Source organism: Dankookia rubra, from assembly GCF_004355005.1.
In the GTDB taxonomy this organism is placed as follows: Bacteria; Pseudomonadota; Alphaproteobacteria; order Acetobacterales; family Acetobacteraceae; genus Paracraurococcus; species Paracraurococcus ruber_A.
This window is the reverse complement of sequence record NZ_SMSJ01000017.1, coordinates 1-21137: the sequence shown is the minus strand read 5'-3', so window position 1 is coordinate 21137 and position 21137 is coordinate 1. Positions and strand designations below refer to the sequence as shown.

20 protein-coding genes are annotated in these 21137 nt (G+C 71.5%); 12 read left to right on the top strand and 8 right to left on the bottom strand.

Going from position 1 to position 21137, the window contains the following annotated elements:
• Window positions 1–39: 39 nt before the first annotated feature.
• Complete coding sequence (locus E2C06_RS14695) at window positions 40–276, bottom strand: zinc-finger domain-containing protein (RefSeq protein WP_133289365.1); 237 nt, start codon at window positions 274–276, stop codon at window positions 40–42.
• 124 nt (window positions 277–400) lie between these two features.
• On the opposite strand from E2C06_RS14695, the gene E2C06_RS14690 reads away from it, so the two are divergent.
• Window positions 401–883, top strand: coding sequence for a TspO/MBR family protein (locus E2C06_RS14690; RefSeq protein WP_133289364.1), 483 nt, complete (start codon window positions 401–403; stop codon window positions 881–883).
• Window positions 884–1030: 147 nt separating this feature from the next.
• Here E2C06_RS14690 and E2C06_RS14685 read toward each other — a convergent pair whose 3' ends face one another.
• From E2C06_RS14685 to fsa, 3 genes are read right to left on the bottom strand one after another with little or no spacing between them, the layout of a single operon-like run.
• A complete protein-coding gene (locus E2C06_RS14685) occupies window positions 1031–1963 on the bottom strand; it encodes a tyrosine recombinase XerC (RefSeq protein ID WP_133289363.1) in 933 nt (310 codons plus the stop codon).
• A gap of 13 nt (window positions 1964–1976) precedes the next feature.
• Window positions 1977–2654 carry a DUF484 family protein gene (locus E2C06_RS14680; RefSeq protein ID WP_165982398.1) on the bottom strand — a complete coding sequence of 226 codons (678 nt, stop codon included), beginning with the start codon at window positions 2652–2654 and terminating at the stop codon, window positions 1977–1979.
• Complete coding sequence (gene fsa / locus E2C06_RS14675) at window positions 2651–3307, bottom strand: fructose-6-phosphate aldolase (protein ID WP_133289361.1); 657 nt, start codon at window positions 3305–3307, stop codon at window positions 2651–2653. Before fsa ends, E2C06_RS14680 begins: the two co-directional genes overlap by 4 nt.
• A gap of 83 nt (window positions 3308–3390) precedes the next feature.
• Between fsa and E2C06_RS14670 the strand changes: the two genes are divergently transcribed.
• Complete coding sequence (locus tag E2C06_RS14670; RefSeq protein ID WP_456305181.1) at window positions 3391–5625, top strand: primosomal protein N'; 2235 nt, start codon at window positions 3391–3393, stop codon at window positions 5623–5625.
• Between the two features lie 7 nt (window positions 5626–5632).
• Here E2C06_RS14670 and E2C06_RS14665 read toward each other — a convergent pair whose 3' ends face one another.
• Window positions 5633–6844: an MFS transporter gene (locus tag E2C06_RS14665; protein WP_133289359.1), complete on the bottom strand. Its 1212-nt coding sequence runs from the start codon at window positions 6842–6844 to the stop codon at window positions 5633–5635.
• Between the two features lie 212 nt (window positions 6845–7056).
• Between E2C06_RS14665 and atpH the strand changes: the two genes are divergently transcribed.
• The 7 genes from atpH to E2C06_RS14630 all read left to right on the top strand — a co-directional run bounded on the left by atpH (window position 7057) and on the right by E2C06_RS14630 (window position 14361).
• Window positions 7057–7650: an ATP synthase F1 subunit delta gene (gene atpH / locus E2C06_RS14660; protein ID WP_133289358.1), complete on the top strand. Its 594-nt coding sequence runs from the start codon at window positions 7057–7059 to the stop codon at window positions 7648–7650.
• A 2-nt stretch (window positions 7651–7652) separates the two neighbouring features.
• Window positions 7653–9188 (top strand): F0F1 ATP synthase subunit alpha, encoded by a 1536-nt coding sequence (gene atpA, locus E2C06_RS14655; RefSeq protein WP_133289357.1) that lies wholly within the window; start codon window positions 7653–7655, stop codon window positions 9186–9188.
• Between the two features lie 26 nt (window positions 9189–9214).
• A complete protein-coding gene (locus tag E2C06_RS14650; protein ID WP_133289356.1) occupies window positions 9215–10099 on the top strand; it encodes a F0F1 ATP synthase subunit gamma in 885 nt (294 codons plus the stop codon).
• Between the two features lie 13 nt (window positions 10100–10112).
• On the top strand, window positions 10113–11540 hold the full coding sequence (atpD, locus tag E2C06_RS14645; protein ID WP_133289355.1) for a F0F1 ATP synthase subunit beta: 1428 nt from the start codon (window positions 10113–10115) through the stop codon (window positions 11538–11540).
• Between the two features lie 153 nt (window positions 11541–11693).
• Window positions 11694–12107: an ATP synthase F1 subunit epsilon gene (gene atpC / locus E2C06_RS14640; RefSeq protein ID WP_133289354.1), complete on the top strand. Its 414-nt coding sequence runs from the start codon at window positions 11694–11696 to the stop codon at window positions 12105–12107.
• Between the two features lie 272 nt (window positions 12108–12379).
• Entirely contained in the window at window positions 12380–13237 is an 858-nt protein-coding gene (locus E2C06_RS14635) for a ferritin family protein (protein WP_133289353.1), read from the top strand.
• A 47-nt stretch (window positions 13238–13284) separates the two neighbouring features.
• Window positions 13285–14361: an endo-1,4-beta-xylanase gene (locus tag E2C06_RS14630; RefSeq protein ID WP_241671288.1), complete on the top strand. Its 1077-nt coding sequence runs from the start codon at window positions 13285–13287 to the stop codon at window positions 14359–14361.
• Here E2C06_RS14630 and E2C06_RS14625 read toward each other — a convergent pair.
• From E2C06_RS14625 to E2C06_RS14615, 3 genes are all read right to left on the bottom strand, one after another.
• Entirely contained in the window at window positions 14342–15421 is a 1080-nt protein-coding gene (locus E2C06_RS14625; RefSeq protein WP_133289352.1) for a TRAP transporter substrate-binding protein, read from the bottom strand. The genes E2C06_RS14630 and E2C06_RS14625 overlap by 20 nt on opposite strands.
• A 218-nt stretch (window positions 15422–15639) precedes the next feature.
• On the bottom strand, window positions 15640–17079 hold the full coding sequence (locus tag E2C06_RS14620) for an MDR family MFS transporter (protein WP_133289351.1): 1440 nt from the start codon (window positions 17077–17079) through the stop codon (window positions 15640–15642).
• A gap of 57 nt (window positions 17080–17136) precedes the next feature.
• Entirely contained in the window at window positions 17137–18219 is a 1083-nt protein-coding gene (locus tag E2C06_RS14615) for a TRAP transporter substrate-binding protein (RefSeq protein ID WP_133289350.1), read from the bottom strand.
• A gap of 160 nt (window positions 18220–18379) precedes the next feature.
• On the opposite strand from E2C06_RS14615, the gene E2C06_RS14610 reads away from it, so the two are divergent.
• The 3 genes from E2C06_RS14610 to E2C06_RS39385 all read left to right on the top strand — a co-directional run.
• On the top strand, window positions 18380–19225 hold the full coding sequence (locus E2C06_RS14610) for an NAD-dependent epimerase/dehydratase family protein (protein ID WP_133289349.1): 846 nt from the start codon (window positions 18380–18382) through the stop codon (window positions 19223–19225).
• A gap of 1 nt (window position 19226) precedes the next feature.
• Window positions 19227–20105 carry an aldose epimerase family protein gene (locus tag E2C06_RS14605; protein ID WP_133289348.1) on the top strand — a complete coding sequence of 293 codons (879 nt, stop codon included), beginning with the start codon at window positions 19227–19229 and terminating at the stop codon, window positions 20103–20105.
• 90 nt (window positions 20106–20195) lie between these two features.
• A partial coding sequence (locus E2C06_RS39385) for a DUF3140 domain-containing protein (protein WP_241671287.1) occupies window positions 20196–21137 on the top strand: 942 nt, incomplete at its 3' end.

Here is a 21137-nt window from a genome sequence, read left to right as displayed (position 1 = left end):
GCGTTCCCGCGCGGCCGGCCGGCCTCCGGGGCCGCCTCCTCAGTGATGGCCGTCATCCCCCGTGCCGGGCTTCAGCACGTAGGTGATGGAGCAGTAAGGACAGGTCACCTGGTTCTCGCCGGTCGCCATCGGCAGCCAGACCCGCGGATGGCCGAGGCCGCCGACCCCGACCTCGCCGTCGCAGGGCACGCTGCGCGAGGTGACCTCGATCCGCTGGTCGGGCGTGACGCCCGGGGTGGGCTTAGGCGCATAGCCGGTCTGGTTGCCGTCGCGCATCGGGCATTCCTTTTGTGGTCAAGCCGGGGTCGGCGCCAACATAGTCGGCGGCACCGGGATCGGCCAGAGAGCGCAGCGGCGGCGCCCTCTCGACACCGTCCCGGCCACGGGCCATCTGGCGGGGATGGACCTGACAACGACCCTCGGCCTGCTCGGCTTTCTCGGCGCCTGCTTCCTGGCGGCCTCGACCGGCGCCTTCTTCAAGCCGGGCCCCTGGTACGAGTCCCTGGCCAAGCCGTCCTGGCGGCCGCCGAACTGGCTGTTCCCGCCGGCCTGGGCGGTGCTCTACATCCTGATGGCCGTGGCCGCCTGGCTGGTCTGGCGGGAGGCCGGCTTCTCCGGCGCGCCGCTGGCGCTGACGCTGTGGTTCGCGCAGCTGGTGCTGAACGCCGCCTGGTCCTGGATCTTCTTCGGCCTCAAGCGGATGGACCTGGCCTTTGTCGAGCTTTCGGCGCTCTGGCTGGCGATCCTGGCGACGATCCTGGCCTTCACCCTGCACAGCAGCACTGCGGCCTGGCTGATGGCGCCCTACCTCGCCTGGGTCAGCTTCGCCGGCGTCCTGAACCTGGCGATGTGGCGGCTGAACCGGGGGCAGGTCGCGGCCTGAGCCCTTTGGGAAACGAGGTTGGGGAGGGAAAGGCAATCCCTCCCCAGGCCCCGGCCTTCCTTTCCGCGGGTTCGGCGCTCGCCGCGCGGCGAGTGCCGACCCGGAAGAACGGATGAGGGGGCCGGGGAGAATGCCGTCCCCCCGGCCTCAATCCGCCCGCGGATGCGCCTTCTTCCAGGTCGCCAGCAACCCCGCCGCATCCACCGCGGTGTAGCGTTGGGTAGTGGACAGGCTGGCATGGCCCAGCAATTCCTGGATCGCCCGCAGGTCCGCCCCGCCGCCCAGCAGGTGGGTGGCGAAGGAGTGCCGCAGGGCATGCGGCGTCGCATGCTCCGGCAGGCCGGCCAGGCGGCGGTAGTCGCGCAGCGACTTCTGCGCCACCGCCGGGTCCAGCCGGGCACCGCGGGCGCCGAGGAACAGCGGCTCGCCCGGTACCGCGCCGGGCCGCAGGGCGAGGTAGTCGGCGATCGCCTGCCGCACCGCCGGCAGCACCGGCACCAGCCGCTGCTTGGCCCCCTTGCCGGTGACCCGCAGGCCGGAGCCGCCGCCGGGCAGGGGCGCGTCGCGGACATCCAGCGACAGCGCCTCGGCGATCCGCAGGCCGCAGCCATAGAGCAGGGTGAAGAGCGCGATGTCGCGGGCGGCCTGCTCGGCCGGCCGCTCGGCGCGAGCGGGGTCGTGCACCTCGCCGACCTTGGCCGCGGCCTCCAGCGCCTGGCCGGCGGTCAGGGCGCGCGGCACCGGCGGCTTCAGCCGCGGGCCGCGGATATTGGCGAGCGCGATCGGCTCGATGCCCGAGTTTTTCGCCAGGAAGCGCAGGAAGCCGCGGATGGCGGCGAGCTGCCGGGCCCGGGTGGCGGCGCCGGCCCCGGACGCCGCCCGGGCGGCGAGGAAGGCCCGCAGGTCGGCCGCGCGCAGCCCGGCCAGGGCTTCGAGCCCCGGCTCCTCGCCGAGGTGGCCGGCGAGGAAGCCGAGGAAGTCGCCGAGGTCGCGGCCATAGGCCTCGACCGTATTGGCCGCGGCGCGCCGCTCGCGCGCCAGCCAGTCGAGGTAGCGGGCGCGCGCCTCGGCGCCGGTCATGCCGCGCCTGGTGTCAGCGCGCCAGTGCCGCCGCCACCGCGCGGCCGAGGAAGGCGAGCGTGGCGGTCGCCTGCCGGGCCGGCAGGGCATGCGGGTCGCGCGCCCCGAGGGTCAGGATGGTCGGCGTCCCGGTCCAGACCGGCACCCGCACCAGGGCATCGCGGGCGACGAGCGAGGCGGCCTCCTCGTGCAGGGTCTCGCATTCCGTCGGCGTGGCGCGGACCACCGCGTCGCGGCCCGGCCCCATCAGCCGGGCGACCGTGCCGCGGGGCAGGTAGACCATGCCGCGGCGGTCGGGCTTCTCGCTCAGCAGGTTGCAGGTCTCGATCCCCAGCAGGGCGGGCAGTTCCTGCGTCACCGTCTCGATCACGTCGGTGCTGCGCATCAGGGCGAGCACCGCGAGCCGGACGCGGATGGTCAGGCCATAGCCGGCGCGGCCGGCGGTGACGGCGGCATCCACCTCCGCCTCGAGGCTGCGGACCCGGCGGCGCTCGGCCGTCAGCATCGCCGCCATGTGGTCGGCGATGCGCTCGCCATGCACCCGGCGCGGCGGCGACAGCGTGCGGTAGAGTTCCGGCCGTTCCGCCAGGAATTCCGGGTGCGCCTGCAGGAAGGCAGCCACCGCATCCGCCGAGGGCAGGTCCGTCGCGGCCACCGTCTCGGCGCTGGCGCCGGGCAGGGTCGCGGTCACAGGATGCTCTGGCCCGTCTTGCGCCAATCGGCGAGGAAGGCGGCGAGGCCACTGTCGGTCAGCGGGTGCTTGAGCAACTGACGGATGACGGCGGGCGGCAGCGTCGCCACCTCGGCGCCGAGCTTGGCAGCCTCGACCAGGTGAACCGGGTGGCGGATGGACGCCACAAGGACTTCTGTCTTAATGTGCGGGTAGTTGCGGTATATTTTCAGGATGTCGGCGATCAACTGCATTCCATCGTAGGCGATGTCGTCGAGGCGGCCGACGAAGGGCGAGATGAAGGTGGCGCCGGACTTGGCGGCCAGCAGCGCCTGGGCAGGGGAGAAGCAGAGCGTGACGTTGACCAGGGTGCCATCGGCGGAAAGGGCGCGGCAGGTCCGCAGGCCGGCCTCGGTCAGCGGCACCTTGACGCAGACGTTGGGGGCGATCTCGCGCAGGTACCGGCCCTCGGCCAGCATGCTGTCGTATTCGGTCGCGGTGACCTCGGCGGAAACCGGGCCCGGGGTGAGGGCGCAGATCTCGGCGATCACCTCGGCCATCCTGCGGCCGGACTTGGCGATCAGGCTCGGGTTGGTGGTGACGCCGTCGACCAGGCCTGCTTCGGCAAGCGACCGGATCTCCGACACCTCGGCGGTGTCCACGAAGAATTTCATGGCCGGGATAACCTTATAATGTCGGGCGTAACGGTGAAGGCCACCGCGGGGGGACACGCCCTTTTTCTGAACCAGGATAGCCGATGCTCACCCATCCGGGAAAGCACCGCGGTATGAAAGACACGCCCACCGTGTCTGGCAGGCCACGCGTACCCGTTATGCTGCCCCTGCCGCTGGCCGGGGCTTACGACTATGCAGTGCCTGCTCCCATGGCACTCCGTCCAGGGGAATTCGTGTCCGTTCCGCTCAACCAAAGAGAAGTATTGGGGGTGGTCTGGGACGCGCCGGAGGTGCCGGAAGCCAATCCGGTCCCCGACCGCCGGTTGAAGCCGGTCGCCAGCGTGCTGCCGGCGCCGCCGATGACCGCCAGCCTGCGACGCTTCATCGACTGGGTCGCGGCCTATACGCTCAGCCCGCCCGGCGCCGTGCTGCGGATGGCGATGAGCGTGCCGGCGGCGCTGGAAGCCCCGGCGCCGCAGGCCGGCTGGACCCTGGCGCCGCCCGGCAACAGCCGGCCGCGGATCACCCCGGAACGCCAGCGGGTGCTGGACGTGCTGCGAGCCGGAGAGGTCCATGCCGGCGCCCTGCTGGCCCAGGCCGCCGGGGTCTCGCTCGGCGTGCTGCGCGGCATGGCGGAGAACGGGCTGCTGCGCCCGGCCCTGCTGCCGCGCAACCGCCGCTTCGCCAGGCCGGACCCGAGCCATCCCGGCCCGGCGCTGGGACCCGCCCAGGCCGCCGCCGGCGCCGCGCTGCGGAACCGCGTGGCGGCGCAGCGCTTCGGGGTGACCCTGCTGACCGGCGTCACCGGCTCCGGCAAGACCGAGGTCTATCTCGACGCGGTCGCCGAATGCCTGGCCCGCGGCCGCCAGGCGCTGGTGCTGCTGCCGGAGATCGCGCTGTCCACCCAATGGCTGGAACGCTTCGAGGCCCGCTTCGGCGTGGCGCCGGCCTTGTGGCATTCGGAGATCACCTCCCGCACCCGGCGCGACACCTGGCGGGCGGTGGCGGAAGGCGAGGCGCCGGTCGTCGTCGGCGCCCGCAGCGCGCTCTTCCTGCCCTTCCCCGATCTCGGCCTGATCGTGGTCGACGAGGAGCACGAGACCGCCTTCAAGCAGGAGGAAGGCGTGGTCTACCACGCCCGCGACATGGCGGTGGTCCGCGCCCGGCTCTCCCAGGCCGCCTGCGTGCTGGTTTCCGCCACGCCGAGCCTCGAGAGCCTGACCAATGTCGAGGCCGGACGCTACACGGCGCTCGACCTGCCGGAACGCCATGGCGGCGCCAGCCTGCCGGTGGTCGAGGTCGTCGACCTGCGCCGCACCCCGCCGGAGCGCGGCCGCTTCCTGGCGCCGCCGCTGGTGGAGGCGGTGACGGCGACGATCGAGCGGGGGGAGCAGGCCATGCTCTTCCTCAATCGCCGGGGCTATGCGCCGCTGACGCTCTGCCGGCATTGCGGCCACCGGATGCGCTGCCCGAATTGCACGGCCTGGCTGGTGGAGCACCGCGCCAAGCGCCTGCTGCAGTGCCACCATTGCGGCCATGCCGAACCACCTCCCGCCGAATGCCCGGAATGCGGGACCGCCAACAGCCTGACGGCGGTCGGTCCCGGGGTGGAGCGTGTCATGGAGGAAGCCAACGCGCTTTGGCCTGACGCAAGGCGGCTGGTCATGGCCTCCGATACCCTGCCGGGCCCCGCGGCGGCGGCCGAGGCGGCGCGGGCCATCCAGGACCGCGAGGTGGACCTGATCATCGGCACGCAGATCGTCGCAAAGGGCTGGCATTTTCCGCACCTCACGCTGGTCGGCGTGGTCGATGCCGATCTCGGCCTTGCCGGTGGCGATTTGAGGGCAGCGGAGCGCACGGTCCAGTTACTGCACCAGGTCGCCGGCCGCGCCGGCCGGGCCGAGGCGCCGGGCCGGGTGCTGCTGCAGAGCTTCTCGCCCGAGCACCCGGTGATGCAGGCGCTGATCTCCGGCGACCTGGCCGCCTTCATGCAGGAGGAGGCGGCGATGCGCCGGCCCGGGCACTGGCCGCCCTTTGGCCGGCTGGCGGCGCTGATCGTCTCGGCCGAGGAGGAGCGGGAGGCCGACCGCACGGCGCGCGACCTCGGCCTGGCGGCGCCGGGCGGGGAGGGGGTGCAGGTGCTGGGCCCGGCGCCCGCGCCGCTCGCCCTGCTGCGCGGCCGGCATCGCCGCCGGCTGCTGCTGAAGACCCGGCGCGACATCGCGGTGCAGCCGATCCTCAGGGAATGGCTGGCGCGGGTGCCGGTGCCGAACCATGTCCGGGTGCAGGTGGACGTGGACCCGGTGGGGTTCCTGTGAACCGCGTTCAGTTGGCGCGCCGCCGGCCCGTCACCAGCACCCAGGCCGCCACCATTTGCAGCCCCGCCGCCAGGGCCGGCGGCGCCGCGGCGCCCCAGCCCTGCAGCGCCGCGCCGAAGATCGCCGGGCCGAAGGCGTAGAAGGCCTGGTTCACCGCGGTCAGCAGCGCGAGCACGGCGGCCACCTGCTCGGCCGGCCATTCCGCCTGGGCGATCAGCGGCGGCAGCGACAGCAGGTTGCCGATGCCGAGGCCGAAGATCAGCACCCCCGCGACCAGCACCGCCGCGGCGTCCCCGGCCAGGACCAGCACCAGGCAGCCCGCCGCCTGCAGCAGGAAATTGGCGCTGCCGGCGAGCCGCCGGTCGAGCCCCGGCGGCAGGGCGACGCCCACCACGGTCCGCCCGACCACCGCGCAGGCGGTCGCCAGGCTCATCGCCAGCCCCGCCCCGGCCTCCCCCAGCGCCGGGGCCAGGATGGAGAACAGCGTGGTCAGCAGCCCCATCTGCGCGACGAGGCCGAGCGCGAAGGCCAGCGACAGGCTGCGGAACGGCCCCTGCCGCCACAGGGGCCCGGCCGGGGCGGCCAGCGGCCGCGGCGCCGGCGGCCCCGCCGCACCGTCCGGGTGCAGCCCGAGCGCCTGCGGCGTGGCCCCGAGCCAGCGGCCGGCCAGGACCCAGCCAGCGGCCGCCACCAGCAGCGCCACCCAGGCCGAGGCGCCGGCGAATCCGCAGGCGGCGATCAGTGCCGCCCAGAAGGGGGTGAACAGCACCCCGCCGAAGCTGGCGCCGTTGAAGGCCATGGAGAGCGCGGCGCCGCGGCGGCGGTCGAACCAGGGCGCCACCATGGCATTGATCGCGACCCCGCTGGTCAGCGCCCAGCCGAGCGCGGTGAGCAGCGCCGCCGGCACCATCTGCCAGGGCGAGGTCGCATGGCCCCAGGCCAGGGCGCCCGCGGCGCAGGCCAGCAGCCCGGCGCGGGTGACCGCCACCAGCCCGAAGCGCCGGTGCAGCCCCGGCAGCCCGGTGACGATCGCGCCGCTGGCCAGGAAATGCAGGGTGATCGCCGCCGAGATCAGGGACAGCGGCCAGCCCTCCCGCGCATGCAGGGCATGCAGGTAGACCGAGGGGCCGTAGAAATTGATGCCCCAGCTGAACACCGCCACGACGAAGGCGGCCGCGACGACCTGCCAGCCGAAGAAGATCCCCGTCCGCCGCGCCATCTTTCGTCGATCCCTTCACCCGTTGCGGCCACGATTCGCGGCGAAGCCTGACACGGCCGGGGCTTTCCCCGCTTCGGCGGGGATCGAATTGACCGGCCCGGGCCAGATTGCGGGGGCGTGAACCCCATGGTAAAGCGCTCGCGCCGCGCCGGACGGAAGCCTGGTGGCGGACCCGCGCACGCGCACCTTCAGGAACAGGACCGGGAAAGCCCGTGGCCTCCGCCGAGACCATTTCCGCCTCTGCGTCCAACCCTTCCGGCCTGGCCGGGCGCTATGCGCTCGCCTTGCTGGGCCTCGCGGATGACCGTCGCCAGACGGATCCGGGGACCATGGACCGCATCGCCGCCGACCTCGACCGCCTCTTCGCGCTGTGGCGCGACGACGAGGGCTTCCGCGCCTTCGTCGCCGACCCACGGCTCGACAGCGTGTCGCAGAAGAAGGGCGCCTTCGCCATCCTCGACCGTGCCGGCATCGGCGGCGAGGTCCGCAACCTGGTGGGCGTGCTGATCGCCAACCGCCGGCTCGGGCAGCTGCCCGAGGTCGCGGAGGCCTTCGGCTCGCTGCTCGCGGCGCGCCGCGGCCAGCAGCTCGCGCAAGTCACCAGCGCGCATCCGCTGAACGACACGCAGCGCGCGCAGATCAGCGCGCGGCTGACCGAGGCCGGGTTCTCCGGCGTCAAACTCTCCGAGCAGGTGGATCCTTCGATCCTCGGCGGGCTGATCCTGCGGATCGGCTCCCGGCTCTATGACAACAGCATCAAATCCAAGCTGCAGCGCCTGCAGTACGCTATGAAGGGGGCCGCCTGACCATGGACATTCGTCCCGCCGAGATCTCGGAAATCCTGAAGCAGCAGATCGCTGGCTTCGACACCGAGGCGAATGTGGCCGAAGTCGGCACCGTGCTGACGGTCGGCGACGGCATCGCCCGCGTGTACGGCCTGCAGAACGTGATGGCCGGCGAGCTGGTGCTCTTTCCCAGCGCCGGCATCAAGGGCATGGCGCTGAACCTCGAGCACGACAACGTCGGCATCGTGATCTTCGGCGACGACCGCGGCGTCAAGGAAGGCGACACCGTCCAGCGCACCGGCGACATCGTCGACGTGCCTGCCGGCCGCGGCCTGCTGGGACGCGTTGTCGACGGCCTCGGCAACCCGATCGACGGCAAGGGCCCGCTCACCGACGTGACGCGCATGCGCGTCGAGGTGAAGGCCCCCGGCATCATCCCGCGCAAGTCGGTGCACGAGCCGATGCAGACCGGCATCAAGGCGATCGATGCCCTGATCCCGATCGGCCGCGGCCAGCGCGAGCTGGTGATCGGCGATCGCCAGACCGGCAAGACCGCCGTCATCATCGACACCATCATCAACCAGAAGCCGATCAACGCCGGGACCGACGAGAGCAAGAAGCTCTATACGATCTACGTCGCGGTCGGCCAGAAGCGCTCCACCGTCGCCCAGCTGGTCCGCACGCTGGAGGAGAACGGCGCGCTCGAGTACTCGATCATCGTCGCCGCCACCGCCTCCGACCCGGCGCCGATGCAGTTCCTGGCGCCGTACACCGGCTGCACCATGGGCGAGTATTTCCGCGACAACGGCATGCACGCGGTCATCTTCTACGACGACCTGTCGAAGCAGGCCGTCGCCTACCGCCAGATGTCGCTGCTGCTGCGCCGCCCGCCGGGCCGCGAGGCCTATCCGGGCGACGTCTTCTACCTGCACTCGCGCCTGCTCGAGCGCGCGGCGAAGATGAACGACGATTTCGGCAATGGCTCGCTGACCGCGCTGCCGGTGATCGAGACCCAGGCGGGCGACGTCTCGGCCTATATCCCGACCAACGTCATCAGCATCACCGACGGCCAGATCTTCCTTGAGACCGAGCTGTTCTTCAAAGGCATCCGCCCGGCGGTGAACGTCGGCCTCTCGGTCTCGCGCGTCGGCTCCTCGGCGCAGATCAAGGCGATGAAGCAGGTCGCCGGCAAGATCAAGCTGGAGCTCGCGCAGTACCGCGAGATGGCCGCCTTCGCGCAGTTCTCCTCGGACCTCGACGCCTCGACCCAGGCGCTGCTGGCCCGCGGCGCGCGGCTGACCGAGCTGCTGAAGCAGCCGCAGTTCAAGCCGGTGCCGGTCGAGGAGCAGGTGGTGTCGATCTTCGCCGGCACCCGCGGCTACCTCGACCGCATCCCGGTGAACTCGGTCGGCGCCTTCGAGAGCCGGATGCTGGGCGAGCTGAAGTCGGCGGCGCCCGAGATCCTGGACGCGATCCGCAGCGACCGCGAGATCAAGAAGCCGACCGAGGACAAGCTGGTCGCCTTCCTCGACGGCTTCGCCAAGTCCTTCGCGGCCTGAAGGCCGTCAGCGGAAGGGACTAGCCGATGGCGAGCCTCAAGGATCTGCGCATGCGGATCAACAGCGTGAAGAACACGCGGAAGATCACGCAGGCGATGAAGATGGTGGCGGCGGCGAAGCTCCGCCGCGCGCAGGCGCAGGCCGAGGCGGCACGCCCCTATGCCGAGCGGATGGAGGCGATCCTCGCCTCCCTCGGCGCGGCGGTGGCGGCGACCCCGGGCGCGCCGCAGATGCTGGTCGGCACCGGCGCCGACCGGGTCCACCTGCTGGTGGTCGTCACCGCCGACCGCGGCCTTGCCGGCGGCTTCAACACCAATGTCGGGCGCCTCGCCCGCGCCCGGATCCGGGCGCTCGAGGCCGAGGGCAAGGTGGTGAAGATCCTGACGGTGGGCCGCAAGGGTGCCTCCTACCTGAAGCGCGAATTCGCCAGCCGCTTCGCCGGCGAGATCAGCTTCATGGGCAAGAAGCGGATCGAGTTCTCCGATGCCGAGAGCGTCGCGGTCCGGGTGACCGAGATGCTGGAGGCCGGCGAGTTCGACGTCTGCTCGCTGGTCTACAACCGCTTCCAGAACGTGATCAGCCAGATCCCGACGGAACAGCGGCTGATCCCGGCGCCGCTGCCGGAAGGCCAGGCGGCGGCCGCGACCGGCCCGCAGGCGCTCTATGACTACGAGCCGGACGAGGAAGCCATCCTTGCCTCGCTGTTGCCGCGGAACCTGGCCATCCAGATCTATCGCGCCGTGCTGGAAAGCACCGCGGGGTTCTATGGCAGCCAGATGACCGCGATGGACAATGCGACGCGCAACGCCGGCGACATGATCAACCGGCTGACGCTCAACTACAACCGTACGCGCCAGGCCAATATCACGCGTGAGCTGATCGAGATCATCTCCGGGGCCGAGGCTCTCTAGAGGGAATCGCACGATGAAGAACAATGTCGGGCAGATCGCCCAGGTTCTCGGCGCCGTGGTGGACGTGCAGTTCCCCGGCGAGCTGCCGGCCATCCTGAACGCGCTGACCACGAAGAACGGCGACAACACGCTGGTCCTCGAGGTCGCGCAGCACCTGGGTGAGCGCACGGTCCGCTGCATCGCCATGGACATGACCGACGGCCTTGTCCGCGGCCAGGAAGTGGTCGACAGCGGCGCCGGCATCTCCGTCCCGGTCGGCAACGGCACGCTCGGCCGCATCATGAACGTCATCGGCCAGCCGATCGACGAGCGCGGTCCGGTCCCGGCCGAGAAGACCTATACTATCCACCGGGAGGCCCCGGCCTTCGAGGAACAGGCCACCGCGGCCGAGATCCTCGTCACCGGCATCAAGGTCATCGACCTGCTGGCACCCTACATCAAGGGCGGCAAGATCGGCCTGTTCGGCGGCGCCGGCGTCGGCAAGACCGTGACCATCCAGGAGCTGATCAACAACATCGCCAAGGGCCATGGCGGCGTCTCGGTCTTCGCCGGCGTGGGCGAGCGCACCCGCGAGGGCAACGACCTCTACCACGAGATGGTCGATGCCGGCGTCATCAAGCTCGGCGAGGGCAATACCGAAGGCTCCAAGGTGGCGCTGGTCTACGGCCAGATGAACGAGCCGCCGGGCGCCCGCGCCCGCGTCGCGCTCTCCGGCCTTTCCGTCGCGGAGTACTTCCGTGACGAGCAGGGCCAGGACGTGCTCTTCTTCATCGACAACATCTTCCGCTTCACCCAGGCGGGCGCCGAAGTTTCGGCGCTGCTCGGCCGCATCCCCTCGGCGGTGGGCTATCAGCCGACGCTCGCCACCGACATGGGCGCGCTGCAGGAGCGCATCACGTCGACGAAGAAGGGCTCGATCACCTCGGTGCAGGCGATCTACGTGCCGGCCGACGACCTGACCGACCCGGCGCCCGCGACCTCCTTCGCCCACCTCGACGCGACCACCACGCTGAACCGCTCGATCGCCGAGCTCGGCATCTTCCCGGCCGTCGACCCGCTGGACAGCACCTCCCGCGCGCTCGACCCGCGGATCGTGGGCGAGGAGCACTACCGCGTCGCCCGCGAGGTGCAGCGCATCCTGCAGACCTACAAGTCGCTGCAGGACATCATCGCCATCCTCGGGATGGACGAGCTGTCCGAGGAGGACAAGCTGGTCGTCGCGCGCGCCCGCAAGATCCAGCGCTTCCTCAGCCAGCCCTTCCACGTGGCTGAGGTCTTCACCGGCACCCCGGGCGTCTTCGTGAAGTTGGAGGACACCATCCGCAGCTTCGCCGCGATCACCTCCGGCGAATACGACCACCTGCCGGAAGCCGCCTTCTACATGGTCGGCACGATCGAGGAAGCGGTGAAGAAGGGCGAGACGCTCAAGGCCGCCGCGTAAGCGGCAGCCTTGACCTTTCTGGTGCCCTCAAGCGCCGGGCGGCCGCATCCGCGGCCTTGGCTCGCGCCGGATTTCCGGCGGGCCGCAGAAGCGGCCTCGGCGCGGGCCGAAGCCCGCGTCGCCGGCGGATCTGGCTGTAAGGACCCCTAGGACATGGCCACCTTCCTGCTCGAACTCGTCTCGCCGGAGAAGCTGCTGCTCTCCCGCCAGGTCGAGATGGCGACCATCCCCGCCGCCGAAGGCGAGATGGGCGTGCTGCCCGGCCATTCGCCGATGATCGTGACGCTGCGCGGCGGCGTGATCCGCGTCCGGGAGAATGGCGCGGAGACCGAGAGGCTCTTCGTCGGCGGCGGCTTCGCCGAGGTCTCGCCGGAGCGCGTCACCGTGCTGGCGGACGAGGCGACGCCGCTGGCCAACCTGTCCCGCGCCGATGCGGAACGCCGCATCGCCGAGGCCGAGGCGGCGCTGAAGGAGGTCTCGCCGACGGATGCCGAGGCGAGGCGCGACGCGGCGCTCGAGCGCGTCCTGGCGGCCCGCGCCATGCTGGATGCCGCCCAGGCGGCCTGAGCCGCTCCGTATCCTTGAACGGACCGGGCCGGGGCGGCAGCGCCCCGGCCCTTTTCGTATCAAAGGCATAGCGATTCCGCCACAGTGAGGCTTTTTTGCTGGCAACGCTGTGTCCGGGGCGCCACGTGGGTTGAAACCGCTGCCGGCTTGGCGAACATGGGGGGCACCGCGACGTTGCCGTGGCGCCGCGCGGCGGGCCGTGACGCTGCGCGGCAGGATGCCGTCGCGGGACAACGGGGGTTGGCCGGCCCGCATCGGGCCGTGGGGACAGCATGAAGCACTGGCGTGTCGAGCAGGTGAGCTGGGATCGCTTCGATCCGTCGAAGCTGGACCCGGAGATCGTGCCCCTGGTCAAGGCGGCGGCGATGGTCGAGCGCAACGGCGACGATTATGCCTTGTACCTCAAGGGCGTCTTCTGCGACGACCCGGACTTCCACCGGGCCGCCGAGAACTGGGCGGTGGAGGAGATCCAGCACGGCGACGCGCTGGGACGCTGGGGAGAGCTGGCCGATCCGGGCTGGAACTATGCCGAGGCCTTTGGCCGCTATCGCGCCGGCTACAAGATCGACATCAACGCCGATGCCTCCATCCGCGGGTCCCGCACCGGGGAGCTGATCGCCCGCTGCATGGTCGAGACCGGGACCAGCAGCTACTACACGGCGCTCGCTGAGGCGACCGAGGAGCCTGTGCTGAAGGAGGTCTGCCGGCTGATCGCCGCCGACGAGTACCGCCACTTCAAGCTCTTCTACGACCACATGAAACGCTACCTGGCGCGGGAGGACCTGTCCTTCCTGCAGCGGCTGAAGGTGGCCGCCGGGCGGATCGGCGAGTCGGAGGACGACGAACTCGCCTTCGCCTTCCACTGCTCGAACGAGGATCCCGCCACCCCCTACAGCCATGACCGCTGCATTGCCGGCTACATGGGCCGCGCGATGAATTTCTACCGCTTCCGGCATATCGAACGCGGCATGGGCATGGTGTTCAAGTCGATCGGGCTGGAGCCGCGCGGCCGGCTCTCGGTGCTCGCGGCGCGCGGCGCCTGGCGGCTGCTGTGCTGGCGGCGCGACCGCTTCCGCGCTTCGCTGCGGCAGGTGACCGCCCCCGCCCCCGCCCTGGCCCGGGCCGCCTGACGCTGCGCCCGCGCCGCCGCTCCCTCCTCGCCGGCGCAGGGGCCGCCGTGCTGGCCCGCGGTGCCGCGGCCCAGTCTTCCCTTGGCCTCGGCGCCCGGGCCCGGGCGCATGGCATCCTGTTCGGCGCGGCCTTCAACACCGGCCGGATGGCCGACGCGGCCTATGCCCGCCAGATGGCGAGCGAGCCGCGGCTCCTGGTCCCGGAATGGGAAGGCAAGTGGGCGGCGCTGCAGCCGGAGGAAGGGCGGTTCGACTTCGCCCCGCTCGGCGCCGTGCTGGATTTCGCCGCCCGCAACGCCCAGCAGGTGCGCGGCCATGCCCTGGTCTGGCACCAGGCGATGCCGGACTGGCTGGCCGCGGCGCTGGCGGAAGGGCCGGCCCGTGCCCGCGCGCTGCTCGCTGCGCATGTCGACGCCGTGCTGTCCCGCACCGCCCGGGTGATCCGCGACTGGGACGTGGTGAACGAGGCGGTGGCGAATGCCGGCGGCCCCTTCGCCGAGCCGACGCCGGCGGTCGGCGACCTGCGCGACACGCCCTGGCTGCGCGCACTCGGCCCCGGCTATGTCGACCTTGCCTTCCAGCTGGCACGCGAGCGCGACCGCACCCTGCGGCTGACCTACAACGACTATGGGATCGAGGGCGACACGCCCTTCGCCGAGGAGAAGCGCCAGCGCGTGCTGCGGCTGCTGCGGCGGATGGTGGCGGCGCGGGTGCCGGTGGATGCGCTGGGCATCCAGGCGCACCTGATCATGGACGAGCCCTTCCGGCCGGAGCCCTTCGCCGCCTTCCTGCGGGAGGTGCGGGGGCTCGGCCTGGCGATCCTGCTGACCGAGCTCGACGTGCGGGAGGCGGCGGCGGTGCCGCCCGACCTCGCGGCGCGGGATGCGCTGGTGGCGGCGCGGGTCGAAGCGGTGGTCGGCACTGCGCTGGCGGAAGGCTGCCGCACCGTGCTGACCTGGGGCCTGTCCGACAAGGACAGCTGGCTGGCGACGGACAAGGATGTCGCCCGCAAGGATGGAGGCATGCATCGTGGCCTGCCGCTGGACGCCGAGGGCCGGCGCAAGCCGATGTGGCAGGCGCTGGACCGGGCCTTCGCGGCGCGGGCTACCGCGCCGCCGCGGTGAAGGCGAAGTTGTCGTAGGCGTTGTCGGCGATGCGGGCCCACTGGAATTGGTCGTCGCGGTAGGGCTTGTAGCTCTCCCAGATCCGCTTGAACCGCGCGTCCTTGGCGGCCATTTCCTCGATCATCTCATGCGTGGCCTTCCACGAGGCCTGCAGCACGTCGCGCGGCCAGGCCCGCAGCTGGGCGCCTGCGGCGACCAGTCGGCGCAGCGCCAGCGGGTTCTGGTGGTCGTAGCGGGCGACCATCTCCAGCTCGGTCTCGATGCAGGCGACCTGGATGGCCGACTTGTAGGCGTCCGGCAGCGGGTCCCAGGCCTTCTGGCCGATCACCAGGTGGCCGCGGGCGCAGGGCTCCCAGAAGCCCGGCCCGTAGTAGTATTTCGCCACGCGCTGGAAGCCGAGCTTCTCGTCGTCGTAGGGCCCGACGAACTCCGCCGCGTCGATCGTGCCGCGCTCGAGCGCGGGGTAGATGTCGGAGGCCGGGACCAGGGTCGGCACCGCGCCGATCCGCTGGAAGACCCGCCCGCCGAGGCCGGCGATGCGGAACTTCAGCCCCTGCATGTCGGCCAGCGACTTCACTTCGTTCCTGAACCAGCCACCCATCTGCGTGCCGGTATCGCCGCAGAGGAAGCCGATGCAGTTGAACTCCCGCAGCATCTCGGCGCAGAGCTCGTTGCCGCCGCCGCGCTTCATCCAGGCGCCCTGCTGGCGGTAATTCCCGCCGAAGGGCATCGAGGTGAAGAAGCTCAGCGCCGGGTCCTTGCCGATGTAGTAGTACAGCGCGGTCTGGCCGCATTCGATGGTGCCGTTCTGCACCGCGTCCAGCACCTGCAGCGGCGGCGCGATCTCGCCGGCGGAGAAGGCGCGGATCTGGAAGCGGTTGTCGGTCAGCTCCGCCACGCGCTTGCTGATCGTCTCGGCGCCGAAGAACAGGATGTCGAGGTTCTTCGGGAAGCTCGACTGCAGCCGCCAGCGGATCTCGGGGTTCTGGGTCTGGGCGATTGCGGGGGCGGCGAGCACCGGGGCGGCGGCGGCCGCGCCGAGGATGGACCGGCGGTTCATGCGGACATGGCTCCCTCACGATTCTTGTGTATGGAGTGTAATGTATTGGCCTCGCGGCGCAACGCGCCGCCATCGCCGATACCTGACGCACGACGTTCCGGCCCGCAGGGCCGAGGCGCCGAATGGCGCCCGCCGCCAATAGGGCGAAGCCAAGCCGTGCGGAGGCACCGCGCCCGGCGCCCGGGGGGCACGGCGGTATGACCTTCGTGCGCCCGGCATCAGTCCCGGCCGCGCAGCGGGATCTCCCGCAGCCGCAGCGCCGCCACCAGGCAGAGCGCGGCGAAGCCGGCGGCGGCCAGGAAGACCAGGGAGAAGGCCCGCGCCGCCGCGGCCGGGTCGGCCGCCGCGCCGTGTTCGGGCAGCCGCCCGAGCAGCAGGGCCGAGAGGATCGCCACCCCGAAGGCGCCGCCCATCAGCCGGAAGAACATCATGCAGGCCACCGCGATGCCGCCGTCGCGCGGATCCACCGCATTCTGGATGGTGACGGTGATGGGCGAGAACTGGCAGCCGAAGGCCAGCCCGAGCAGCAGCGTCGCGCCGGTGTCGAGCGCCAGCGAATGGCCGAGCCCGGCCCAGGCGATCGCCAGGCACATGACGGTGGCGGTGGAGGAGCCGATCAGCGTCAGGTAGCGGTAGCGCCCGGTCCTCGTCACCGCCTGCCCCGCCAGGAAGCTCCCGGTGACGCTGCCGAGCGTCATGGCGATCATGCGCAGGCCGGCATCCTTGGCCGAGAGCCCGCCGACCATCTGGTAGTGCAGCGGCACCAGCACGGTCAGCGACATCATCACCATGGACGCCAGGCCGGTCACCGCGATGGCCATGCGGAAGATGCCGTTGCCGAACAGGTGCAGCGGCAGCATCGGCTGCGGCGCCACCCTTTCCTGCGCGATCAGCCAGACGAGGAAGACGGCGCCCAGCGCGAAGCAGCCCCAGGCCTCCGGTGCCGCCCAATGCCCGGCGCGCTGCACCAGGGTGATGCCGATCAGCACCGGGGTGCAGGAGAGCAGGATCAGCAGCGCCCCCAGCCAGTCGATCCGCGGCCGCTTGTTCGGCCGCGGCAGCCGGCGCAGCTGGAAGTAGGTCGCGGCGAAGGCGGCGGCGCCGAGCGGCAGGTTGATCCAGAAGATCCATTGCCAGGACAGGTATTCGACGAAGAGTCCGCCCAGCACCGGACCGCCGATATTCGCCGTGGCGAAGGTGGCGGAGAGATACCCCTGCACCCGGCCGCGCTCCCGCGGCGGCAGGATGTCGCCGACCACGGCGAGCGATATGGCGCGCAGCCCGCCGCCGCCGAGGCCCTGCAGCGCCCGCGCGGCGACCAGCGCGCCCATGCTGGGTGCGAGGGCCGAGCACACCGCGCCGAGCGCGAAGAGCGAGATCGAGGCCAGCAGCACCGGCCGCCTGCCATAAAGGTCGGACAGCCGGCCATAGATCGGCGTGGTGACGGTGGAGGCGATGAGATAGGCGCTGACCACCCAGGGCATCAGCGACCAGCCGCCGAGATCGCCGGCGATGGTCGAGAGCGCGGTGGCGACGATGGTCTGGTCGAGGCTGGAAAGGAACAGCGCCAGCATCAGCCCCATGACGATCAGCCGCACCTCGCCTTCGCTGAAGGTGACGGGCGGGGCTGGCGGGAGCGGGGCAGGGGTGTCGCGCACGATGCCGGCAGGCTAGCCCGCCGATGCCCCGGGCGATACCGCCCGGGGCGGCGCGGCTCAGGACCGCGCGGCTTCGGCGAAGGCGAAGGTCTCGTAGGGGTTCTCCGCAACGCGGAACCACTGGTACTGCTCGTTCCTGAAGGCCCGGTAATTTTCCCACACCTTCTTGAAGTTCGGGTTCTTGGCCGAAAGGTCCTCGTACAGCCCGTGCGACTCGCGCCAAGCGGCCTGCAGGATCTCGCGCGGCCAGGCGCGGAGCTGGGCGCCGCCGGCGATCAGCCGGCGCAGCGCCGGCGGGTTCCAGGCGTCGAACCGTGCATTCTGGTCGGTGTCGATCTCGGCAAGCGCCACCTCGACCGCGGCGCGGTACTGCGCCGGCAGCGCCGCCCAGGCCTGCTTGTTGGCGATAAAGCCGCCCATCGAGCAGGGCTCCCAGAAGCCCGGCGCATAGTAGAAGCGGGCGATGCGGTTCAGCCCCAGCTTCTCGTCGTCGTAGGGGCCGATGAACTCGGCGGCGTCGATGACGCCGCGTTCCAGCGCCGGGTAGATGTCGCCCGGTGCGATCTGGGTCGGCACCGCGCCAAGCCGTTCGAAGAGCAGGCCGCCGAGGCCGGAGATGCGGAACTTGAGCCCCTTGACATCCTCGAGCGTCTTCATCTCCCGCCGGAACCAGCCGCCCATCTGGGTTCCGGTGTCGCCGAAGTTCATGAAGATGCAATTGAAGTTGGCGAACATCTCCTCCGCCAGCTTCTGCCCGTCGCCGTAGCGCATCCAGGCGGCCATCTGCCGGCGGTTCATGCCGAAGGGCACGCAGGTAAAGAAGGCCAGCGCGGTCTCCTTGCCGTAGTAGAACAGCGCCGGGGTATGGCCGCATTCGACCGAGCCCTGCTGCACCGAATCCAGCACCTGCAAGGCCGGCACGATCTCGCCGGCCGGGAAGGGGGTGATGCGGAACCTGCCGTCGGTCAGCTGCGCGACGCGCTGGCTCAGCTTCTCGCAGCTGCCGTAGAGCACATCGAGGTTGCGGGGGAAGGAACTGGGCATGCGCCAGCGGATTTCAGGATTCTGGGTCTGCGCGATGGCGGGCGCGGCCAGCGCGGCGGCGGCACCGGCGGCGCCAAGCAATACTCTACGGTCCATTCGAAACGCTCCCTGTCGCCGTCGTTGCGGCTTCCGCTACAATGTCGGAAGCGACAGGGTCGGTGCCAGCAATTTCGTATCCCGTCCCGCGGCCGGGCCTGCCCTTCACCCGGACGCGGTGCCGGTGCAGTCTGCGCGCCCCGTCCAGGAGCCCAGTCCGATGCCCGCAGCCCCCGCCAAGCCCGTCCTCCTCACCGGCGCCTCCGGCAATCTCGGCCGCGTCCTGGCGCGGGAGCTCACGGCCCTGGGCTGGACCCTGCGGCTGACCGACATCGCGCCCTTCCCGGACCCGGTCCCTGAGCGCGCCAGCTTCACCCGCATGGACCTGGCCGACGGCGTCGGCCTGCTGCGGCTGGCGGAAGGCTGCGGCGCCATCCTGCATTTCGGCGGCATCAGCGTGGAGCAGCCCTTCGGCACCGTGCTGGGCCCGAACATCCAGGGCCTCTACCACGTCTACGAGGCAGCCCGGCGGGAACGGGCGCGGGTGATCTTCGCCAGCTCGAACCACGCGATCGGCTTCCATGAGCGCCCGCAGGGCAACGCGGCGAAGCTCGACGTCGACTGCGCCTTCCGGCCCGACGGCTTCTACGGGCTGTCGAAGGCCTATGGCGAGCTCATGGGCCGCACCTACTGGGACAAGCACGGCGTGGAGAACGTCAACTTCCGCATCGGCTCCTGCTTCCCGGAACCGGCCGAGGCGCGGATGCTGGCGACCTGGCTCTCCTTCGCCGACCTGGTCCGGCTCTGCGAGGCCGCGGTCACCGCGCCGCGCTCCGGCCATTGCGTGATCTGGGCCTGCTCGAACAACCCGGCCAGCTTCTGGGGCCGTGACCACCGCGACCGCATCGGCTGGCAGCCGCGGGACACGGCCGAGGGCTTCCGCGACAAGGTCGGCCACATCACCTCGGGCAACCCGGTGATCGAGCGCTACCAGGGCGGCGGCTATACCGCGATCGACTATTCCCGCGGCAAGCCCTCGGCGCCCGACGCCTTCGACCTCGACTGAGATGGACGGCGCGCGCATCGCCGGCGGGCTGGTACTCGCCGCGGCAGGGTGGGAGGCGATGCTGCTGCCCGGGCAGGGCGCCGCCTTCGCCAGGCTGGCCTTCCGCGGCATCGAGGTGCTGACGCCCCTGCCGCTCGGCGCCGACCCGAATGCCAGCTTCGCCGGCGCCTTCCTGATGGCGCCCTGGACCAACCGGCTGGATGAGGGCCGGCTGCCGGTCGGCGGCACGACCTGGCACCTGCCGGTCAACCGCCCGGCCGATGCCACCGCCATCCACGGCCTGGTGCGCGACGCCGCCTGGACGGTGGCGGAATCGGGTGCCGCGCATGCGGTGCTACAGCAGCAGGGCGATGCCGAGGCCGCCGGCGTACCCTGGCACTGGCAGGCGCGGCTGGAGGTGGCGCTGGAGGCGGCGGGACTTCGCCTCGCCGTCAGCCTGACCAATGCCGGCGCGCAGCCCTTCCCCTTCGGCTGCGGCTGGCATCCCTTCTTCGCCAGGCCCCCGGGCACGCGGCTGCGCTTCGCCGCGACGACGCTCTTCGCCCGCGATGCCCGCTGCCTGCCGATCGCCGCGCAGCCGAGCCCCGGCGTCGATGGCGCCGAGCCCGCCTACGAAGCGCTCGACACGCATTTCGCCGGCTGGGACGGCGTGGCGGAGATCGTCCGTCCCGACCTGGCGCTGCAGCTGCGGGCCAGCGGCGCCTGGGCCGGCAACCTGCAGGTCTTCGCGCCGGCCGGCAGCCATATCCTCTGCGTCGAGCCGGTCAGCCATGTGCCGGATGCGCCGAACCGGCCGGACTTCGCGCGCTTCGGTCCCCTGTCCCTGCTGGCGCCCGGCGAGTCGCTGCAAGCCGCGCTGCGCATCGCCGCCAGCGCCTGACTCCGACTTGCGCGCGTCGCCATGCGGCGCGTGGGAACGCTTGCCGTGTCGTGACGTTGCCAGCCGCAACCGCCACACACGGGAAACAGCATGGCCGGCGTCGCGCGCAAATCCGATCCCGCGCTCTGGGACAGCGTGAAGTCCGAAGTCACGGCGGGCGACAAGGGCGGCGAGCCCGGCCAGTGGTCGGCGCGCAAGGCGCAGCTTGCCACCGCCGAGTACAAGCGCCGCGGCGGCGGCTATCTCGGGAAGAAGGCGGCCGACAACCACCTGGCGGAGTGGACGCGGGAAGACTGGGGCACGCGCTCCGGCCACGAGTCGCTCGAGACCGGCGAGCGCTACCTGCCGAAGGCGGCGCGCGAGGCGCTCTCCCCCGCCGAGTACGACCGCAGCACCGCCGCCAAGCGCCGCGACCTGGCGGCGGGCCGGCAGTTCTCGGCGCAGCCCCGGGATGTCGCGGCCAAGGCCGCCGCGGCGCGGCACCAGCATCAAGGGAAAGGACACGGCATGGCGGAATCCGAGGAGGACGCGACGCGGGCCTTCCGCGACCTGGTGAACATGAATGCCGCGGCGCTGCGCCGCTGGCTGGACACCGAGGAAAGCCGCAGCGTCGGCATGACGCACGAAGGCGAACACGAGGCGGTCGGCCACCAGTCGGGCCGGCGGATCCTGGCGATCCTCGAAGGCGAGGAGGCGGAGGAGGCCTTCCTGCACAAGGTGGTCGGCTACGTCCGCCGCCACCTGGCGCAGCGACCGGACGGCGAGATCGAGCACACGCGTTGGCGGTATTCACTGATGAACTGGGGACATGATCCGATGCAGGACAGCGACACGCAGAGCGAAGCCCACGCCGCGCAGGATGCGGCGGAGCAGGGCGACGAGACGGCGATGCAGGACACGCAGCAGGACGACGGGGCGACGCGGGAGGAGCCCGCGCCGCGCCGCCGCGCCACGCGCACCCGCCGCGCAGCGCCCGAGGCCGACGGCGCCGAGGCGGCCCCGCGCAAGCCTCGCGCCCGCCGGGCTGCCGCG